Genomic DNA, 16,496 nt, shown 5'->3' with positions numbered 1-16,496 from the left:
GCAGCCTTCGGCAGCTCCTGCATTGGCCGGTGTAAATCCTGTAGGAGCTGCCGAAGGCTGCGATCTTTTGCTTTTAGCGATCAAAGAATTCGATAGAGCAACCGCTCAATCCTCACCCGGCTTACGCGCTTGAGAAACTTCGCCACGCCGGCCGGATAATCCGGCAGTGTCTCCAGGGTCTGGAAACTGTCGATCCGCGTGGTATGACGAAAGATGTTTTCCAGCTCTTTCGCCCGAGGCTCCAGCCACTCGCCTTTCGGGTCTTCGATCAGCAGCGCATTTTCCAGGTCGAGGCGGAACGCCCGCGGATTGAGGTTATTGCCGGTCAGCAAGGTGTAGCGCTGATCGATCCACATGCCCTTGAGGTGATAAGTGTTGTCGCCGTCGCGCCACAGGTGCAGGTTCAACTGGCCGCTGTCGATGCTGTGTTGATGGCGTTTGGCGAATCGGCGCAGGCTGATCTCGTACAGATACGGCAGCGCGGCGATCACCTTGAACGGCTCGCTCGGCGGAATGTAGAAATCATTGGCGGTCTTGTCGCCGACCACGATGTCGATCTTCACGCCACGGGCCAGCGCACGGTTTATTTCACGAATCACGCCCAGCGGCAGGTTGAAGTAAGGCGTGCAGATGGTCAGCTGCTTTTGCGCGCTGGCAATGAGTTCGAGAATCGCCCGATTCAGCGGGTTGTTCTTGCCAACCCCGAGCAGCGGCGTGACCGACAGCCCTTCTTTGCTGGTGCTGCCGGCGCCGGTGTCGTAGGTCGCGTATTTGAGACGGCTGCGCAGGTCACCGATGTCATTGCGCAAACTGCGCGTGCTCGGCAGGTTCGGCAGGTCGAGGCGATGCACGGCTTTCGATTCGATCAGGCCATGCTTGACCAAATGATGCATCGAATCCGCCAGCTCGCGACTGCGCAGCACGTGGTAACGATCGAAGCGGTATTTGTCGAGCTTGTGCAGGTAGACGTTGTTCAGGCTGGCGCCGCTGTAGACCACCTTGTCATCGATGACGAAGCCTTTGAGGTGCAGCACGCCAAACAGCTCGCGGGTCTGCACCGGCACACCGTAGATCGGCACTTCGCTCTGATGCGAGCGGGTCATGTCCTGATACCAGGCGGCATTGCCCGGTTGTTTGCCGGCGCCGATCAGACCGCGCTGGGCACGCAACCAGTCGACCACCACGGCGATTTCCAGCTCGGGACGCTTGAGCTTGGCGGCGTGCAGGGCGTCGAGGATTTCCTGGCCGGCTTCGTCTTGCTGCAGATACAGCGCGACGATGTAGATGCGTTGCGTCGCTGCGGCGATTTGCTCGAGCAGGCAGCGTCGGAATTCGGCAGCGCTGGACAGAATGCTCACCGCCTCGGCGGTCAGCGCGAAGCTGCGCAGTTTAGGCAGCAGAGAACGTTTGAAAAGCAACGGCATAAGGCTCGCAAGGTTCGATTCCGAAGAGTTTGAGAGCTTACACCATCGTCTGCGCCGGGTCTCGTCGGTGTCCATAATGGCCCTTTCGCGGCTGTGCCTTCATCAACGCCAGCGGCGAAACCGGCGCTCCACAGAATCCGGTGCGGTGGGTGGCCAAAGAACACAAACACAAGCTGCTCGACTACCTGAGCGGGCTGTGTATCGAATATGGTGCCGAGGATCCGCAGCGGCTGGCCAGACAGTTGCTGATTCTGATTGAAGGCGCCATAACCGTAGGGCTTGTGATGGGTGATCACAGTGCCGCCGATGATGCGCAATGCATGGCGCAAAAATCATTTGGCCTGTAACGCTTAATAAGCCGGACTCGTTGTTCATACATTTAATGAATCAGGAGATTGAACATGTCGACCGCAGCTCAGGTACGTCCGCCATTGCCCCCTTTCAACCATGCGTCAGCCATCGAGAAAGTACGCCTCGCCGAAGATGGCTGGAACACCCGTGATCCGGAAAAGGTCTCGCTGGCCTACACCCTCGATACCCGATGGCGCAATCGCGCCGAGTTCGCCAACAACCGCGAAGAAGCCAAGGCGTTCCTCACGCGCAAATGGGCGAAGGAACTCGATTATCGTTTGATCAAAGAACTGTGGGCCTACTCTGATACGCGTATTGCGGTGCGTTATGCCTATGAATGGCACGACGATTCGGGCAACTGGTTCCGCTCCTACGGCAACGAGAATTGGGAGTTCGATGACAATGGCCTGATGTTCCAGCGCTATGCCTGCATCAACGACATGCCGATCAAGGAAAGCGAACGCAAGTTTCACTGGCCGCTGGGCCGCCGTCCGGATGATCATCCGGGGCTGAGCGAACTCGGCCTCTAAAGGCTACTCACCCCTGTGTAGGAGCTGCCGAAGGCTGCGATCTTTGCGCTTCCCACGCGCAGCAGCCGGAACGCTCTGCGTCCTAGAAGATCGCAGCCTTCGGCAGCTCCTGCACAGGAACGTGTCCAGACCATAATTGACGACGGCATGCTCTGGCTCGCCGCAACAGTTGGATACAGGTAACATAACCGCCCTCCCGCAGCTCCCGTTCTGCGCCCTGCCGAATAAGCCGACTCCATGCCTTTCGAACTCAGCGTTGACCTCACCACCCTGGCCATTCTGGCCGCCGTTGCCTTCCTTGCCGGTTTCATTGATGCCATTGCTGGCGGTGGTGGGCTGTTGACCACGCCGGCGCTGCTGACAGCGGGCCTGCCGCCGCATCTGGTACTGGGCACCAACAAACTGAGTTCGACCTTCGGCTCGGCGACCGCCAGTTTCACCTTCTACAAGCGCAAACTGTTTCACCCGCGCCAGTGGACCCACGCGATTGTCGGCACTTTGGTCGGCGCGCTGACCGGTGCGGTCGTTGCGCACTACCTGCCTGCCGAGTGGCTGAACAAGATGCTGCCGGTGATCGTCTTCGCTTGTGGTGTGTATCTGCTGTTTGGCGGCACGCCCAAAGCGCCGCTGGACAGCGACGCACCGATCAAGAAGAAATGGCAGTCGACCCAGGGTTTCAGCCTCGGCTTCTACGATGGCGTGGCGGGTCCAGGGACGGGCGCGTTCTGGACAGTAAGCAGTCTGCTGCTGTACCCGATCGATCTGGTCAAGGCCAGCGGCGTGGCGCGCAGCATGAACTTTGTCAGCAACATCGCGGCGCTGTCGGTGTTCATTTTCTCCGGTCAGGTCGACTGGATCATCGGCCTGTGCATGGGCCTGTCGGTGATGGTCGGGGCCTTCTTCGGCGCACGCACGGCAATCAGCGGCGGCGCCAAATTCATTCGTCCGGTGTTCATCACCGTAGTGCTTGGCCTGACCGTGCGCCTAGCCTGGCAGCACTGGTTCAGCGTGGACTAAGCGCCGGGCCACGTAGACATCGATCAGGTAACGGGCAATCGAACGCGACGCTGGCAACGGCGGCAAGTCATGTACGTTGAACCACTGGGCGTCCTCGATTTCATCTTCCTGACAGACAATTTCGCCACCGGCGTATTCAGCATGGAAGCCGAGCATCATCGAATGCGGGAACGGCCAGCACTGGCTGCCGATGTACTGGATGTTCTTCACTTCGATCTGCACCTCCTCGCGTACTTCACGAATCAGGCACTCCTCGGCCGACTCCCCCGGCTCGGCGAAACCGGCCAGCGTGCTGTAGACCCCGGTAACGAAACGCGGCGAACGCGCCAGAAGGATCTCGTCGCCACGCGTGATCAGCACGATCATGCTCGGTGAGATGCGCGGATAGTTGCGTAGATCGCACGGCTGGCAATACATCGCCCGCTCACGCGGCACTTGCGTCATGGGCTGGCCGCAGTTGCCGCAGAAGCGATGTTCGCGTGCCCAAGTACCAATCTGTGCGGCATAACCGAGCACTTTGTACACCGTGTGATCGCCCTCGAGCATGAACGCTCGCAGGCCTTTCCAACCGCAACCGGGCACCTCGCTGACACTGCGCAACTCCAGCAGGTACACCGGTTCGCCGTCGAGATGACCTATGCCATGCTCGGCGAGGACTGAGAGGTCCTGGCGCTTGAGCCATTCGCGCGGGAACAGCGCGCCGTTGTCATCGAACAGAAAGCCTTCCGGGCTGCGCGCTACGGCCCAGCCGCCGGGTTGATCGGTGTCGAGTACTGCAGTGGTCCAGCGAGAGGTCATGGTTTGGTCAATCCAGAAATTCGGGTTTCTGTTTGCTCATGTGGGCGGCCATGGCCACGCGCAAATCGGTGGATTGCAGCATGGCGGCGTTCCAGGTGGCAACGTATTCGAGACCATCGTCGATGCGGTGGTCACGCATGTAGCTGATCATTTCCTTGGTGCCGGTCACGGCAATCGGCGACTTCGCCGCGATGGCACGGGCGATGTCGAACACGCCTTCGAGCAGCGTGTCCTTGTCGCTGTAGACGCGATTGACCAGCCCCATGCTGCGCGCTTCATCGGCCCCAAAGGCGCGACCGGTGTAAGCCAGTTCACGCAGCATGCCGTCTCCGATGATCCGCGGCAACCGCTGCAACGTGCCGACGTCAGCGGCCATGCCGATATCGATTTCCTTGATCGAGAACTGCGCGTCCTCGGCGGCGTAGCGCATATCACACGCTGCGATCAGATCGATCGCTCCGCCCAGGCAATAACCCTGAATGGCAGCGAGCACCGGTTTGCGGCAATTATCCACGGCATTGAAGGACGCTTGCAGATTGAGGATCTTGCGCCGCAGCAGACGTGCATTGCGGCCTACGTCCTTGCCCAGTTCATTGGCAACGCCGGCGAGCATCATCAGATCGATACCGGAAGAGAAATGTTTGCCGTTACCGCTGAGCACCACTACGCGGACTTCATCGGTATCGTCGATCCATTGGAAAATCTCGACGATCTCGCTCCAGAACGCCGTGTTCATCGCGTTGATCTTTTCCGGGCGATTGATCTGCACATGCGCGATGTTGTCAGCCAGTTCGACGCTGAAGGCGGAGTATTGAGTCATGGCAGAAATCCTTTACCGGGGCTGAAAAATAAGGCCCGAACTATAACAAGGCAAGGGGGCGGCGGTTCGGCCAAATACGGGACTGACCGTCATGATTCCGTAGGAGCTGCCGCAGGCTCCGATCTTTCGGAACGTTGCGCTTCACAAGACCACAAGATCGCAGCCTTCGGCAGCTCCTGCACAGGTATGCCTCAGATCGAGGGTTTCAGCCCCAGCCTGTACAACGAGCCATTCTCTTCATCCGTCAGCACATACAGATATCCATCCGGGCCCTGCCGGACATCGCGGATACGCTGATTCAGCTCACCCAGCAAACGCTCCTCATGCACGACCTTGTCGCCATCGAACTGCAGGCGAATCAGCTCTTGCGTCACCAGCGCACCGATGAATGCATTGTGCTGCCAGGGTTTGAAGCGATCGGCGTCGTAGAACGCCATGCCGGTAACGCCGGGCGATTTTTCCCAGACATGATGCGGGGTCACGGTGCCTTCAGCAGTTTTACCCTGCGCTTCCGGAATCGGCTGCATCGAGTAATTGATGCCATGGGTCGCTAACGGCCAGCCATAGTTCTTGCCGCGCTCGATGATGTTCACTTCATCGCCGCCACGCGGCCCGTGCTCGTTCTCCCACAACGTGCCGGTCCACGGATTGAGCGCCGCGCCCTGCGGGTTACGCAGGCCGCAGGCCCAGATTTCCGGCCGAACGCCGGATTGGCCAACGAAAGGGTTATCGTCCGGCACCTTGCCATCGGGGAAGAGGCGTACGACCTTGCCTTGCAACTTGTCGAGATCCTGCGCAGTCGGCCGGTCGTTGTTCTCTCCCAGGGTGACAAACAGATACCCGTCGCGATCGAACACCAGACGAGAACCGAAATGGTTGCTTACCGACAGTTTCGGTTCCTGACGGAAGATCACGTTGAAGTCCTTCAGCGTCTTCAGGTCTTCGGAAAGTCGCCCGCGCCCGACCGCTGTGCCTGCCTTGCCGCCTTCTCCGCCGCCCTCGGCATAGGACAGATAAACCATGCGGTCCTGCTTGAAGTCCGGCGACAGCACCACGTCTAGCAAGCCGCCCTGCCCCTTTGCCCAGACTTGTGGCACGCCACTGATCGGCTCCGACAATTTGCCGTCCTTGCTCACCACGCGCAGATGGCCCGGGCGCTCGGTCACCAAGATGCCCGCCTGATCAGGCAGAAACGCCAGCGCCCACGGATGTTCCAGGCCTTGGGCAATGGTGGTGACTTCAAGAATGCCCTGCTCGCTTTTCAGCTCTTTGGGCGCGGCGGCGAACGCCGAAGCATTGATCAGCGCGGCGGCGCAGCAGGTGGCTAGAAGGGTTTTACGCAACATGCACGATTCCTTTTGTTCGTGTGAAGGGCCGACAGAACCGCAGTCCTGCCGTTCAACGGTTGCTGCCGGTGCTCCGGGAGGGCGGGTTGGGAATGAAGGTCGGCGGATGGCTCGGTACCGAGCGAATGGGCTGGCCATTGCCGATGCCGCGATTGTCGACGGTTGGCTGACGAGGCACGGGAACGGTATTGGGCCCGCGCAGGGGCGGATTGCTGGGCTGGGTGCCCTGCATGCTGTTGGGATTGGCCCGGCGGATCGGGCTGTTGTAGGGATTGTTGCTGTTGCCGGTGGGGCTTTGCGCCAGCACGATGTCGGCATGAACGAGACCGCCACTGAGGGCCAGGACGGCGATGCCAATCAGAAACCGGTTCATGAGCGATGCCTCTCAACGTACGTGGACTAGAGCCTTGGAGCCCACGCTACGCCGTGGGTTCGGATTTGTTAACCCTCGTGTCTCAAACAACATGTAACACGGCTTGACCGTACCGCTGAAAGCCCCGCAATGACTGGAAACTTTCTCGCCGCGCCACGGGTCACCTGATCATCACTCGGAGGACAGGTCATGGCTCGGGCAATCTGGAAAGGCGCAATCAGTTTTGGACTGGTACACATCCCCGTGGCGCTGGTTTCAGCGACGTCGTCGCAAGGCGTGGACTTCGATTGGCTCGACAGCCGCAGCATGGATCCGGTGGGCTATAAACGCATCAACAAGGTCACCGGCAAGGAAGTCACCAAAGAAAACATCGTCAAAGGTGTAGCCTACGAAAAAGGCCGGTACGTGGTGCTCAGCGAGGAGGAGATCCGCTCGGCGCACCCCGTTTCGACGCAAACCATCGACATTTTCTCTTTCGTCGACGCTGAGCAGATTCCGCTGCAGAACATCGACACGCCGTACTATCTGGCGCCGGACAAACGCGGCGGCAAGGTCTACGCATTGCTGCGCGAAACCTTGAGCAAAACCAACAAGGTCGCCCTAGCCCGCGTCGTCCTGCACACCCGGCAATATCTGGCGGCGCTGATGCCGCTCGAGTCGGCGCTGGTGCTGGTGAAACTGCGCTGGCCACAGGAGGTGCGCAGCCTTGATGAGCTGGCGCTGGGCAGCGAAGTGACCAAGCCGCAACTGGCCAAAGGCGAACTGGACATGGCCAAACGTCTGGTTGAAGACATGACGTCGGAGTGGACGCCTGAAGACTACAAGGACGAGTTCGAAGACAAGATCATGGCGCTGGTTGAGAAAAAGGCCCACGAAGGCAAGATCGAGGACGTCGAGACCGCCACTGGCGAGGAAGAACGCAAGACTGCCGATGTTATCGACTTGACGGAGCTGCTCAAGCGCAGCCTCGGCGGCAAGGCACCGGCCAAGCCCAAGGCCAAATCGACCAGTAAGGCGGCGCCGGCGAAGAAGCCCCGCAAAGCGTCTGGGGAATAAGGGTGGAGTCAGGCCGAGACGTGTTGAATGTGAACCAGCATTCGCGAGCAAGCCCCCTCCCACAGGGTTCGGAGTCGAATGCAATATTTGCATTCACCCAAATCAAGCGTGGGAGCGGGCTTGCTCGCGAAGAGGCCAGCAATGACACGGTAAACCTTCAGATCAGAATAAAGGTTGCCAGGTGGAGCCAGAACCAAACGTGTTGGATGTGAACCAGCATTCGCGAGCAAGCCCCCTCCCACAGGGTTCGGAGTCGAATGCAATATTTGCATTCACCCAAATCAAGCGTGGGAGCGGGCTTGCTCGCGAAGAGGCCAGCAATGACACGGTAAACCTTCAGATCAGAATAAAGATTGCCAACAACGCGGCAAAAATCGCCCATTTCTCCAGGTAATACCGCGTACGGTTGCGCTTCTTCAGCTCTTTGCCACGCAAACGAACTTTGTAGATTCTGGTAAACAAGCGGTTGATGGCACCGGTCTTGTCTCCTGCATCATTTGGTGCGCCCGCCGCTGACATCACCGTGCGGCTGAACCAGCGGTTGAAGGCGGCGGCCCAGCGATATTTCAGCGGTCGCTCGATATCGCAGAACAGAATGATGCGGTTCTGGTCGGTAGTGTTTTCTGCGTAATGAATAAACGTCTCGTCGAACATTACCGCTTCACCATCGCGCCAGTGATAGTTCTCACCGTCGACATTGATGTAGCAGCCAGGATCGTTTGGCGTATCCAGACCCAGGTGATAGCGATAGGAACCGGCATAGGGATCACGGTGGCGCACCAGTTTCGAGCCCGGTGGCAGTTCGGCAAACATCGCTGCTTTGATCGAGCCGATACTTTGCACCAGTTCGGTGGTGCGCGGGCACAGTTTCATCGCCGATGGGTGACTGTCGCCGTACCATTTGAGGTAGAAGCGCTTCCAGCCAGTCTTGAAGAAAGAGTTGAAACCGACATCGTCATATTGGTTCGAGCGCTTGATCTCGCCGGCACGCAGCAGGTTCTGGCCTTCCTCGCGGATCTCTTGCCAGTGCGCCTGCAACGGGCTCAGGTCGGGAAAATCAGCCGGATTCAGATACGGCTTGTTGGGCATCTTCGAAAACAGATAGAGGAAGCAGTTGATCGGCGCGAGAAACGTCGAGTGGTCACTCAATTGCCGCCCCAGCTTGTGGCGCACGCGTCCACGTAAATGGACGTAGGCAATAGAGATGACATAAACAGCGGCGATGATGAGTTTCACGGAAAAGGGTCACACGTCAAAAGTGAACAAACTGCGCGCGTGGCGGCCTGGGGCCCAGCGTCTTCTGCAGCGGTCTTGATGCACAGGGCGCGTCCTTGGCCCGCGCCGTTTCGGGCGCTCGGTGAATGGGTGGCATTTTAGCCACACTTTGTAACCGGTAGTGAACTCTCAACTGTGAAAAACTGTCTCGCGCATCTATCGTGCAATACCGGCGCCGGGGTAAAAGCAGGCGCAACGCCCGTTGCTCATTTCGAGGGAACCACCCTTCGCAGACGCTCCTCTATCGCTTATCAACAACGGGAGGAACCCCCATGATCGCCCCACAAACCGGTATGAAACCAGGTCAGCGCTATCGCATTGAAAGCGTCGAACGCGCGCCGCAATTCTCTGGCTTTTTCCTCGACGGGAAGTATTACCTGGGCCCTGAATTGCAGACCGCCGTCGGCTGGCTTGAAGGGCAGACTTTTTTTTACGATCAACTTGATCCGACCGGTGAACCGGTTTATCCGGACAGGATTGCCGGGACTATCGAGGGGCTGACGCTGGTGATGCCGGACGGTTTGCGGCTGGAGATTGAAGAAGCGCCCTATCAGGCTGAACCCGCGGCACCCGTGCGCGCGTCTCTCGCCGGACGCCTCGAGCGTCTCTCGCGCCAGCCCATACGCCCTTCGCCGCTGCTGGTCGCCGGAGCTGCGATGCTAGTGGGGGTTTGTCTGCTGACGATTTCGCGCATCAGAAATCGATAAGGACCACCGCGCGAGCAGTGGCCCAACCGTCGGTCACTGCTCGCGGGTTACCGTCAGCGCGACCACAGCGATGCGTTCGGCGCGTTCATATTCAGGCTTGAGCAATTCTTCACTGAACACGTCCGGGTCGAGTTCGCGATACGTCCATCCGAAACGCTCGCCCTTAAGCAGCGGCGCCACCGCGTCGCGGAACGGATCCTGGCCGGCCACAATCGCCACGCCGGTATACACCAGCAAAGTGCCGCCGATTTCCAGACGCGGCAAAGCTTCACGCACGATACGCACCGACAAGCCCTCGCCCAGCGCCCCGCCGCCGTGGCGATAAGCGCGTAGTTGCTCGTCGTTCATGTACGGCGGATTGGCGATGATCAGATCGAACTGGCCTTCGACGCTGGCCAGCAGATCGCTGTGATACACCGACACGTTGCTGGCCCCGGCCAACTCTGCGTTGACCGCGCTCAAGCGCAAAGCCTGAGGATTGATGTCCACCGCCAACACCTCGGCGTCCGGGCGCGATCTGGCGATGAGCACCGCCCCGGCGCCACTGCCGCAACCGATATCCACCGCGCGCCGGATCGGCGAAAAACGTTGCTGCAATTGCGCTTCGATGGCCTGGGCGAAACGGTAAGTATCCGGCCCGAAAAACACCGCATCGCTTGCCGTGGTCGGGAACGCCGAGTGGGCGAACAGGCGTTCATTAAGCGTCGACCAACGAACATGACTGCGCCACACCGCTCCATCGCGTTCGACTACGCCGGCCTGCTCCAGACTGGCCAACTCGCCTGCCCTGAACAACTCTGAGGGAAACGGCATCGACCAGCCGAATACGTCGCGCAGATCCTTCGCCAACGGCGTGGCAAAGCGCTGAAGCACGCGCTCATGGGTCAATGGTGTTGGAGTAATGAAGTGATAACCACTGGCGAGCAGGCGCTTGCCCAGCTCGAACAGCGCTCTGTCCGATGTTTCTTGTGCCGACATGAAGCCTCCTTGTTTCAACGCAAGCGAGCGCGTAATTGCATGAAGCGACGCGTCGCGAAAAGTCCGGCCGGACGCCAGTGCCGCTGCGGTTGCAACCACGGCAGCAAAATCTCCATTTGCTCGGCGGCAGGCTTGTCAGCGAGTGCGGCTTCGAGGTTCAAAAGATCGGCGTCATCGTCGAAGGCCTCTTCGACGGGGGCATCTCGGCGCACGTAGGGCCGAGGTCGGGATGCAGGGCAATCCTGGGTGATCCAGTCGCGTAACAGCTGCTTTTCATAGCCATTGAACACGCCGAACATTGCCGCATCGCTGCCGTCGATCAACCGCCAGAAACGACTTTCTTCTACAGCCTCGCCGCGCTTGATCCAGCTTTTGCGCTCCAGCGCCGAGAGAAATTCACCCATTTGCCCCGGCGTGGCCAGCCATTGGTTGATCGTGCGGTTTTCGATGCGGCAGTAATCGGAATGCATGTGCCGGCCAAAGACCGCTTTGCGCTCAAGCATGGCGATGACTTCCTGCTGCAGGTCGAATTCCTTGATCACGGCGGTGGTGCCTTTGCCCACATCATTGAGGCGGTAACCGACGGCCATGCGCCGATAGAACTCGTCGCGCCCGGCGCCCAGCGGCATCAGTCCAAGCATCGATTGCACAGCCTTGCGCGCATGGCCGGTGCTGGCGTTGTCAATGGTTACATGCAGGCGGAAATAGTGAGGGTCGATGCCCAGCTCCGCCAGCTCATAGGCACTGATCAACAAGTGCAGCGGCAGTTGCTCGTAGCCGAGGTTGAAGCCAATGACTTCAGGCAGAAACTGGCTGCCGAAGCGCCCCAGCGCCAGTTGCACTGCCCCCTGCAGGAAATATTCATCGGCGAGTCCGCTCAAATCGGAGCAATCATGCTCGGCCAGCAATTTGCGATAGATCACCACATGGTTCTGCCGTGGCACGCCCTCGCCGAGTTCTTCCAGGTAAGTGTCGAGAAGATCGTCGAGACGCGGATCCTGCCACTGCGGCAGCAGCCCGGCCAGCCAGGCGCCATCAACCTCTTTGGTCGGTGCCACATGCAAGATGAAGTACAACGCGTGGGATTTGTTGCGGAAATAGCGGCGCGGCGCGCCCTGCTGGCGTTGCTCAAGATAATCGGCGAATTCGCCCGCCACCTTGGCGCTGCGGGTTTCCGACCACTGCAGCAGCGCTTCGGCACTGCCCGGCAAGTCGTCAGGCAGCGCAGCCGCTTTGCTCAATTGCCGGCGCAGAAAATCCAGCGCGACGCGGTCAACTGTGGAGTCTTCCGCCAACAATCGGTCATAGAGCCGGCGCTCGGTATCCGCCGGCGTGGATGTTTTACCCGAAGACTTCCTGGTCGGGATTTCGATCAGCGACATGACTCATTCCCCTGCGTTATTGGCATTGCCTATAAACGAAAGAGTGATTGGTGCTGATAAAAATTCCTTTTTTGTGTGAGGCGATCGCTCAGTGGCGTGCGTAATTTTCTAACCCAATGCAGTGTCAAGAAACATCATCACACCGAAACCGAGCATCAGCCCGAGCGTCGCAGGCGTCTCATGGCCGTTGCGGTGAGTTTCCGGAATCACTTCATGGGACACCACGAAGATCATCGCGCCCGCAGCCAGGCCCATCGCCACCGGAAAGCCCAACGCGAAACTGTTGGTGATACCCAGGCCAATAATCGCGCCCAACGGCTCCATCAATCCCGAAGCGGCGGCAATCAACGCTGCACGCCCGGCCGAAATGCCGGTGACCCGCAGCGCCAACGCCACAGCCAGGCCTTCGGGAATGTCCTGAATAGCGATGGCAGTGGTCAGCGGCAGACCGATCTTCATGTCGCCGGTGGCGAAGCTGACGCCGATCGCCATGCCTTCCGGCAGGTTGTGCAGGGTAATGGCAAGCACAAACAGCCAGACCCGGTTGAAACGCTTTGCCTCCGGCCCGCGCCGCCCGCTCTGTTCATGTTCGTGAGGGACGAAACGGTCAAGGCCGACCATCAGCGCCACGCCCAGGGCCATGCCGGCAACAACGACAGCAGCGGCAAGCATGGGGCTGCTCAGCGCCTCTTTCGCCGCCGCGATGCCCGGCAGGATCAGGGAAAAGGAACTGGCCGCCAACATCATCCCCGCCGCAAACCCGAGCATGCTGTCCTGGGTTCGCGAAGTGATCGCGCGCAAAGCCAGTGCCAATAAGGCACCGACTGCCGTAGCGGCGAAACCCGACAGCCCGCCGAGCGTCGCGAGGCGCAAGGTGTCGCGCCCCGTACTCACCAGGCCGGTGTAGCCGCTGATCAGCAACAACACGGTTACACCGACCAGGGTCAGCCAGAAAATGCGCCCTCCCCAGCCCGTGCGCGACAGGTTCACAAACCATGCTCGCACGGGAGCTGCGAACGAAGATGACGGTAGCGCCATGAAAACTCCTCAGGTTCAAGTGGCCGGTGCGAACGGCGTGGTTTCATCCAGCTGTGCCAGCGGCACATCGCTGCCACCCGGCGTGAGAATCACCTTGCGGCATTCTTCCTGTTTTTTATTGAAGATCTTGTAACCTTCGGCGGCCTGCTCCAGCGACAGCCTGTGAGTGATGATCGCTTCGGGCTGCAACTTGCCGGTCTCGATGTAACCGAGCAACTCCGGCAGAAAGCGCTGCACATGAGTCTGGCCCATTTTGAAGGTGAGCCCCTTGTCAAAGGCATCACCGAACATGAAGCCATGGATGAAGCCGGCATAAACGCCCGGAACGCTGACCACACCGCCGCGCCGTACGGCCGCAATGCACTGGCGCAAGGCTTTACCGCTGCTGCCTTCGAGCTTGAGTGTAGCCATCACCGTTTCGGTGGTGCTGCCCTTGGCTTCAAGGCCCACGGCATCGACCACCGCATCGACGCCACGATGGCCCGCGGTCTGGCTGACGATGGTGTCGGCCGGGTCATCGTCCTCATCGAAGTTGATTGGAATCACCCCGTAAGTGCGCTGGGCATAATCGAGACGGTACTGGTGATGATCGACCATAAAGATCTGCTCGGCGCCGAGCATTCGGGCGCAGGCAGCGGTCAGCAAACCGACCGGCCCGGCGCCATAGATCGCCAGACTCGAACCCTGGACGACGCCAGCGTTGATCACAGCTTGCCAGGCGGTGGGCAGGATGTCGGAGAGAAACAACACTTTTTCGTCCGAGAGCGTGCCCGGCACCTTGAACGGGCCGGTGTTGGCTTTCGGCACGCGTACCAGTTCCGCCTGGCCGCCGGGAATCCCGCCGTAGAGACGGCTATAGCCGAACAGCGCTGCCGGTGGCGGAATCATTTTCTTGTTCAGCGCCGCGCCGGGGCCTTCGTTGGTCGTCTCGCAAGCGGCGTAAAGCTCTTGCTGACAGAAGAAGCAATCGCCACAGGCGATCACGAAGGGAATCACCACACGGTCGCCGCGCTGCACGGCGGTGACGGCGGGTCCGGTTTCTTCGACGATGCCCATGAACTCATGGCCGAAAATATCGCCGTGTTCGACGGTGGGTATTTTGCCCCGATACAGGTGCAAGTCCGACCCGCAAATGGCGGTGGCGGTGACCCGCAGGATGATATCGTCGGCGGCTTCAAGTTTCGGGTCCGGTACGGTTTCAACACGCACATCATGGACGCCGTGGTAGGTCATTGCTCGCATGGCTTGATCCTCACTCGATTGAACGAAATGGCTGCTGCTCCACTTTCCGAAGTGAAAAGGGCCGAGTGAGTTCATTCGGGTTTTCAAGATTTTGATCAGCGGATACTCCGCGTCCGTCTGAGCAGCCGAGGCAGCTGCCTGTTTGCCTGCCATATAACTGCCGTCTGAGTTATGCGACAATGCGCGCCAATGTCCAACAAGAACCCCGTACTCGTCGCTCAGCAGCTTGCCTTCAACGGCCCCAGTTGCGGTCGGCTTATGCGCGTTGGCTCAACTCAAGCACAGACTGGGGGGAGCTGGAAAAGCTCCGGATTGGTACTCAAATCTGTACCAGGCACCAAAGACCAGCTCTAACCCATTGATAGGTAAGGTAATTGATCTCCACAGCTAACATCACGATGCAGTTTGGCGCCAAGCCGCTGTTCGAAAACGTTTCGGTCAAATTCGGCGCAGGCAATCGCTACGGCCTGATCGGTGCCAACGGTTGCGGCAAGTCGACCTTCATGAAAATCCTCGGCGGCGATCTCGATCCGTCCGGCGGTCAGGTCATGCTCGAGCCGAACGTGCGTCTGGGTAAGCTGCGCCAGGATCAGTTCGCCTACGAAGAATTCACCGTGATCGACACCGTGATCATGGGTCACGAAGAGCTGTGGAAGGTCAAGGCCGAGCGCGATCGCATCTACTCGCTGGCAGAAATGTCCGAAGAAGACGGCATGGCTGTTGCGGAGCTGGAAACCGAATTCGCCGAGATGGACGGTTACACCGCCGAATCCCGTGCCGGCGAGCTGTTGCTGGGTCTGGGCATTCCGCTGGAGCAGCATTTCGGCCCGATGAGCGAAGTCTCGCCAGGCTGGAAACTGCGCGTGTTGCTGGCGCAGGCACTGTTCTCCGATCCGGAAGTGTTGTTGCTCGACGAACCGACCAACCACCTGGACATCAACACCATTCGCTGGCTGGAAAACATCCTGACTCAGCGTAACAGCCTGATGATCATCATCTCCCACGACCGTCACTTCCTGAACAGCGTGTGCACGCACATGGCTGACCTGGATTACGGCGAGCTGCGTCTGTTCCCGGGCAACTACGACGAATACATGACCGTGGCGACCCAGTCCCGCGAGCAACTGCTGTCGGACAACGCCAAGAAGAAAGCGCAGATTTCCGAGCTGCAATCGTTCGTCAGCCGCTTCTCGGCCAACGCCTCGAAAGCCAAGCAGGCCACCTCCCGCGCCAAGGCGATCGACAAGATCCAGCTGGCCGAGGTCAAGCCTTCGAGCCGCGTCAGCCCGTTCATTCGTTTCGAGCAGAACAAAAAGCTGCACCGTCAGGCAGTCATGGTCGAGAAAATGGCCAAGGGTTTCGACGGCAAGCCACTGTTCAAGGATTTCAGCTTCCAGGTTGAAGCAGGCGAGCGCGTCGCGATCATCGGCCCGAACGGTATCGGCAAAACCACCTTGCTGCGCACTCTGGTGAACGAACTGACCCCGGACGCCGGTAGCGTGAAATGGACCGATGCCGCTGAGCTGGGCTACTACGCTCAGGACCACGCCCACGACTTCGAAGACGACGTCACCCTGTTCGACTGGATGGGTCAGTGGACTCAGGGCGAGCAGATGATTCGTGGCACCCTGGGCCGCATGCTGTTCTCCAACGACGAGATCCTCAAGTCGGTCAAGGTCATCTCCGGTGGTGAGCAAGGTCGCATGCTGTTCGGCAAGCTGATTCTGCAAAAGCCGAACGTGCTGATCATGGACGAGCCGACCAACCACCTGGACATGGAATCGATCGAAGCGCTGAACCTGGCGCTGGAAAACTACCCGGGCACGTTGATCTTCGTCAGCCACGACCGTGAGTTCGTATCGTCCCTGGCCACCCGCATCATCGAGCTGAGCCCGAACGGCGTGACCGACTTCAGCGGCACTTATGACGACTACCTGCGTAGCCAGGGCGTCGTTTTCTAAGAGCAGCCGCGAGTTTCAAGCGGCAAGCTGCAAGTTGAAAGCCCTGTCCATGTGACGGGGCTTTTTGCATTCGGCGTTTGGGAATTGTGGGTGCGCAGATATTCGCGAGCAGGCTCGCACGTTGATCGTTCCCACGCTCCGCGTGGGAATGCAGCCCGGGACGCTCCGCGTCCCAACCACAGACGCGGAGCGTCCATG

The 16,496-nt window shown here is 59.5% G+C and carries 15 protein-coding genes and 1 pseudogene; 6 read left to right on the top strand and 10 right to left on the bottom strand.

From position 1 onward, the window contains the following. Window positions 1-80: 80 nt before the first annotated feature. The gene (gene pssA / locus ACIGDJ_RS00440) at window positions 81-1,424 is read right to left on the bottom strand and encodes a CDP-diacylglycerol--serine O-phosphatidyltransferase (protein WP_313001256.1); all 1,344 of its coding nucleotides are present in this window, start codon (window positions 1,422-1,424) and stop codon (window positions 81-83) included. A gap of 83 nt (window positions 1,425-1,507) precedes the next feature. Here pssA and ACIGDJ_RS00435 point away from each other — a divergent pair. The 3 genes and pseudogenes from ACIGDJ_RS00435 to ACIGDJ_RS00425 all read left to right on the top strand — a co-directional run. Further along, a pseudogene (locus ACIGDJ_RS00435) lies at window positions 1,508-1,771 on the top strand (TetR family transcriptional regulator); the annotation flags it as partial. A gap of 54 nt (window positions 1,772-1,825) precedes the next feature. Further along, window positions 1,826-2,305, top strand: a complete 480-nt coding sequence (locus ACIGDJ_RS00430; RefSeq protein WP_101160298.1) for a nuclear transport factor 2 family protein — start codon at window positions 1,826-1,828, stop codon at window positions 2,303-2,305. Window positions 2,306-2,542: 237 nt separating this feature from the next. Beyond that, window positions 2,543-3,322 carry a TSUP family transporter gene (locus ACIGDJ_RS00425; RefSeq protein ID WP_397478119.1) on the top strand — a complete coding sequence of 260 codons (780 nt, stop codon included), beginning with the start codon at window positions 2,543-2,545 and terminating at the stop codon, window positions 3,320-3,322. Here ACIGDJ_RS00425 and nudC read toward each other — a convergent pair. The 4 genes from nudC to ACIGDJ_RS00405 all read right to left on the bottom strand — a co-directional run bounded on the left by nudC (window position 3,290) and on the right by ACIGDJ_RS00405 (window position 6,659). Continuing rightward, window positions 3,290-4,120 (bottom strand): NAD(+) diphosphatase, encoded by an 831-nt coding sequence (gene nudC / locus ACIGDJ_RS00420; RefSeq protein WP_397478118.1) that lies wholly within the window; start codon window positions 4,118-4,120, stop codon window positions 3,290-3,292. The genes ACIGDJ_RS00425 and nudC overlap by 33 nt on opposite strands. 7 nt (window positions 4,121-4,127) lie before the next feature. After that, window positions 4,128-4,940: a crotonase/enoyl-CoA hydratase family protein gene (locus ACIGDJ_RS00415; protein WP_101160306.1), complete on the bottom strand. Its 813-nt coding sequence runs from the start codon at window positions 4,938-4,940 to the stop codon at window positions 4,128-4,130. Between the two features lie 191 nt (window positions 4,941-5,131). Then, the gene (locus ACIGDJ_RS00410) at window positions 5,132-6,286 is read right to left on the bottom strand and encodes a PQQ-dependent sugar dehydrogenase (protein WP_397478117.1); all 1,155 of its coding nucleotides are present in this window, start codon (window positions 6,284-6,286) and stop codon (window positions 5,132-5,134) included. A 52-nt stretch (window positions 6,287-6,338) separates the two neighbouring features. Further along, a complete protein-coding gene (locus tag ACIGDJ_RS00405; protein WP_101160311.1) occupies window positions 6,339-6,659 on the bottom strand; it encodes a hypothetical protein in 321 nt (106 codons plus the stop codon). Window positions 6,660-6,848: 189 nt separating this feature from the next. On the opposite strand from ACIGDJ_RS00405, the gene ACIGDJ_RS00400 reads away from it, so the two are divergent. Then, window positions 6,849-7,715 (top strand): Ku protein, encoded by an 867-nt coding sequence (locus tag ACIGDJ_RS00400; RefSeq protein ID WP_101160313.1) that lies wholly within the window; start codon window positions 6,849-6,851, stop codon window positions 7,713-7,715. A 336-nt stretch (window positions 7,716-8,051) separates the two neighbouring features. Here the strand turns inward: ACIGDJ_RS00400 and lpxO are convergent, their stop codons facing one another. Further along, window positions 8,052-8,951: a lipid A hydroxylase LpxO gene (lpxO, locus tag ACIGDJ_RS00395; protein WP_101160316.1), complete on the bottom strand. Its 900-nt coding sequence runs from the start codon at window positions 8,949-8,951 to the stop codon at window positions 8,052-8,054. A 311-nt stretch (window positions 8,952-9,262) separates the two neighbouring features. Between lpxO and ACIGDJ_RS00390 the strand changes: the two genes are divergently transcribed. Further along, window positions 9,263-9,697, top strand: a complete 435-nt coding sequence (locus ACIGDJ_RS00390) for a short chain dehydrogenase (RefSeq protein WP_101160319.1) — start codon at window positions 9,263-9,265, stop codon at window positions 9,695-9,697. A 33-nt stretch (window positions 9,698-9,730) separates the two neighbouring features. On the opposite strand, the gene ACIGDJ_RS00385 is transcribed toward ACIGDJ_RS00390, so the two are convergent. From ACIGDJ_RS00385 to ACIGDJ_RS00370, 4 genes are all read right to left on the bottom strand, one after another. Next, the gene (locus ACIGDJ_RS00385) at window positions 9,731-10,675 is read right to left on the bottom strand and encodes a class I SAM-dependent methyltransferase (RefSeq protein WP_313001277.1); all 945 of its coding nucleotides are present in this window, start codon (window positions 10,673-10,675) and stop codon (window positions 9,731-9,733) included. A 14-nt stretch (window positions 10,676-10,689) separates the two neighbouring features. After that, window positions 10,690-12,057, bottom strand: a complete 1,368-nt coding sequence (locus tag ACIGDJ_RS00380; protein WP_397478116.1) for an iron-containing redox enzyme family protein — start codon at window positions 12,055-12,057, stop codon at window positions 10,690-10,692. A gap of 108 nt (window positions 12,058-12,165) precedes the next feature. Then, window positions 12,166-13,095: a ZIP family metal transporter gene (locus tag ACIGDJ_RS00375; RefSeq protein WP_101160326.1), complete on the bottom strand. Its 930-nt coding sequence runs from the start codon at window positions 13,093-13,095 to the stop codon at window positions 12,166-12,168. Window positions 13,096-13,110: 15 nt separating this feature from the next. Further along, entirely contained in the window at window positions 13,111-14,337 is a 1,227-nt protein-coding gene (locus ACIGDJ_RS00370) for a zinc-dependent alcohol dehydrogenase (protein WP_101160499.1), read from the bottom strand. A gap of 374 nt (window positions 14,338-14,711) precedes the next feature. On the opposite strand from ACIGDJ_RS00370, the gene ACIGDJ_RS00365 reads away from it, so the two are divergent. After that, window positions 14,712-16,298 carry an ABC-F family ATPase gene (locus ACIGDJ_RS00365; protein WP_016774693.1) on the top strand — a complete coding sequence of 529 codons (1,587 nt, stop codon included), beginning with the start codon at window positions 14,712-14,714 and terminating at the stop codon, window positions 16,296-16,298. The last annotated feature ends 198 nt before the right edge of the window (window positions 16,299-16,496 follow it).

It is taken from the genome of Pseudomonas sp. NPDC079367 (assembly GCF_044542195.1).
Classification (GTDB): domain Bacteria; phylum Pseudomonadota; class Gammaproteobacteria; order Pseudomonadales; family Pseudomonadaceae; genus Aquipseudomonas.
The sequence above is the reverse complement of the archived record's forward strand: the minus strand, read 5'-3'. Positions and strand labels throughout refer to the sequence as shown.